Source organism: Xanthobacter oligotrophicus (assembly GCF_008364685.1).
GTDB classification, from domain to species: domain Bacteria; phylum Pseudomonadota; class Alphaproteobacteria; order Rhizobiales; family Xanthobacteraceae; genus Xanthobacter; species Xanthobacter oligotrophicus.
On the sequence record NZ_VTTL01000026.1, the window covers coordinates 1 to 3,097 of the forward strand.

3 protein-coding genes and 1 pseudogene are annotated in these 3,097 nt (G+C 62.0%); all 4 read left to right on the plus strand.

The window, feature by feature from the left end:
* Positions 1 to 862 (plus strand): restriction endonuclease subunit S (locus FZ033_RS23850; protein WP_210247951.1); only part of this gene is annotated, 862 nt, incomplete at its 5' end.
* A 9-nt stretch (positions 863 to 871) separates the two neighbouring features.
* A complete protein-coding gene (locus tag FZ033_RS24480; protein ID WP_232847641.1) occupies positions 872 to 1,363 on the plus strand; it encodes a DUF4145 domain-containing protein in 492 nt (163 codons plus the stop codon).
* Positions 1,364 to 1,547: 184 nt separating this feature from the next.
* Positions 1,548 to 2,786, plus strand: coding sequence for a DEAD/DEAH box helicase family protein (locus FZ033_RS24485; protein ID WP_232847642.1), 1,239 nt, complete (start codon positions 1,548 to 1,550; stop codon positions 2,784 to 2,786).
* 229 nt (positions 2,787 to 3,015) lie between these two features.
* Positions 3,016 to 3,097, plus strand: a pseudogene (locus FZ033_RS23860) (hypothetical protein); the annotation flags it as partial.

The window sequence follows — 3,097 nt, forward strand, 5'->3', positions numbered from 1 at the left end:
CGTGAGGCTCGCATCGTCCGTCTCCGTGATCGACGGACTCTACCCAAATCTGGAGGAGGTTCTGGGGCTCAGGTCACACGGCGGGGTGGGGCTACAACATGTGACCCGTTCAATGGTCGATCGTCTTCAAATCCCCCTCCCGCCCCTCGACGAGCAGAAGCGGATTGCGGCGATCCTGGACAAGGCCGATGCGCTGCGCCGCAAGCGCCGGCAGGCCCTCGCCCTCCTCGACAGCCTGCCCGAGTCGATCTTTCTGGAGATGTTTGGGAGGGCGAACTGCGTTGCGAAGAAAATGCCGCTCAATGACGTGTGCTCGGTGATTCGTGATGGCGCGCACGCCACGCCGAAATATGTAGAGACTGGTATACCCTTCGTAACAGTGAGTCATATTACCGGCGGCTCATTGTCATTTAACGGCGCGAAATTCGTATCAGTGGAAGCCCGCGCCGAGCTCACTAGACGTGTGAAACCCGAAAGAGGCGACATACTGGTTTCGAAGGATGGAGCCATTGGAGTTCCATGTCTGGTCGATACAGATGACGAATTTGGCATATTCGTCAGTATTTTTCTTTTGAATTCAATAAAATATCAAGGAAATTCAACATTTCTCGCCGCGCAGCTATGTACGGAAGGACTACAGTGGCAGATACGAAAATCGTCTAAGGAGATTTCAATGCGTCATCTGCATTTGGCCGATTTTAGGAAACTGCAGATATTAATTCCACCACTCGAATTGCAAGAAAATTTTTCTCGGAAATTTAACAAAATTCGAAAGAGGAGGCGGAAAATGAGGGGCTGTTTCGCACAATTTGATTCTCTCTTCGCCTCCCTCCAGCACCGCGCATTCACCGGACAGCTCTAGGACGCGCTCATGTCCAACTTCGCCTTCCTCGCCGCCGAGTTCCCGGAGATATTCGACAGCGCGAAGAAGGCGGAAGGCTATGGGGCCAGCGATCCGCGCGCGGCGGCCTTCCATGCCCGGCGCACGTTGGAACTGGCGGTGCAATGGGTCTATCGCAACGATGGGGCCCTCACCTTTCCCTATGACAACCGAATCTCCGCGCTGATCCACGAGCCGAGCTTCAAGGCCCGCGCCGGGCAGGCAGTGTTCACCAAGGCGAAGCTCATCATCGGCATCGGCAATCGCGCCGTCCACGAGGCGCGCGAGACCGCGGCGAAGGATGCCGAAGGGGCGGTGCGCGAGCTGTTCCACCTGTGCTTCTGGCTGGCGCGCACCTATGCCAAGGCCCCTCACCCGGCGCGACGATCTGGTGCGCAAGGCGTTCGCCGAACTCACCCGGCTCAAGGCCGAGATGGAGGCGAAGGACCACGCCTTCGCCGCGCTGCTGCGCGACCAGGGTGATCTCGACGCCCAGCTCCAGGCCGCCCGCGCCGAGCGCGACGCCATCCGCCGCGCCAACGCGGCCCGGCCCGACACCCACGATTATTCCGAGGCCGAAACCCGCGACCGCTTCATCGACCTGTTGCTGAAGGAAGCCGGCCGGCCGCTCGATGCGCCGCGGGACCGGGAATATCCGGTCACCGGCATGCCCAATGCGCAAGGCCAGGGCTTCGTGTACTATGTACTGTGGGGCGACGACGGCAAGCTGCTGGGCCTGGTGGAGGCCAAGCGGACCCGCCGCGGCGAACATGAGGGCCGTCAGCAGGCCAAGCTCTATGCGGATTGCCTGGAAGCCCAGTTCGGCCAGCGCCCGGTGATCTTCACCACCAATGGCTATGACCATTGGATCTGGGACGATGGCGCCGCGCCGCCGCGCAAGGTGTCCGGCTTCTATACCAAGGACGAGCTTCAGCTGCTGATCCAGCGGCGCATCACCCGCCAGCCGCTCACCGGGCTGCCCGTCAACCGCAAGATCGCCGACCGCTATTATCAGGAGCGGGCCATCGCGCGGGACAAGGAGGCGTTCGACGCCCGCAAGCAGCGCAAGGCGCTGCTCGTCATGGCCACCGGCTCGGGTAAGACCCGCACGGTGATTGCCCTGGTGGACGTGCTGATGCGCGCCGGCTGGGTGAAGCGCGTGCTCTTTCTCGCCACGCCGGTCAATCTGGTGACCGAGAAGACCGCGGCGGGCCGCGTGTTCCTCTCCACCTATCCGACCATGATGAACCTCATCGACGAGCGCAAGGGCGGGGCCGCCCGCTTCGGTCCCGGCCATTTCGATCTGGTGGTGATGGACGAGGCCCACCGCTCCATCTACCAGCGCTACGGCGCGATCTTCGATTATTTCGAAAGCCTGCTGGTGGGGCTGACCGCCACCCCGCGCGATGAGATCGACCGCAACACCTATGGCCTGTTCGACCTGGAAGAGGGCGTGCCGACCGACGCCTATTCGCTCGACCAGGCGATCGCGGACGAATGGCTGGTTCCGCCCGTCACCCTCTCCGTGCCAACCCGGTTTCTGCGCGAGGGCATCCATTATGACGAGCTGTCGGAGGCAGAGCAGGACCAGTGGGACATGCTGGAGTGGGACGAGGAAGACGGCGACCCGCCCGACAGCGTGGAGGCCGAGGCACTCAATAAGTGGCTGTTCAACGCCGACACGGTGGACAAGGTCATCGCCCACGTCATGACCCACGGGCTGAAGGTCGCGGGTGGCGACCGCCTCGGCAAGACCATCATCTTCGCCAAGAACCAGGCCCATGAGCATCACCTCCATCCAAGCGTCGCGCCGATCCAGCAGGAGCGGCACGGCCGAATGCACTGCTCTGGTGGGCCATGTGGGCATTGGTCCGCCTTCCCGGCTCAGATGGGCCTCTTTAGTTAAAAAAACGATCGGTTGATCTTTTATTTGGATGGGCCGTATTGTCAATGCCGCACCCGCACCTCAGCCCTTTGGGAGAAGTCAATGGACAAGCGGTTCCGGGTGCATGCCGCGGTGTCCGGCGCCGCCGCCTGAGCCCTCATTCATCTGGGAGACGACAATGGCTGACACCTTTATCTGGGCCTTCGCGCACACCCCCATCGGCCGCCCCGCCGGCGCCCTGAAAGGTGTTCACGGCATAGCGCTTGGGCATCCTCTTGGGATGTCGGGTGCGCGGCTTGCGATGACGGCGGTGAGCGCGCTGGAGGTGCGCG

What these genes read in the sequence shown, in the direction of transcription:
- FZ033_RS24480 (WP_232847641.1), top strand. Translation starts at nt 872, where the DNA reads ATGTCCAACTTCGCCTTCCTCGCCGCCGAGTTCCCGGAGATATTCGAC.
- FZ033_RS24485 (WP_232847642.1), top strand. Translation starts at nt 1,548, where the DNA reads ATGCCCAATGCGCAAGGCCAGGGCTTCGTGTACTATGTACTGTGGGGC.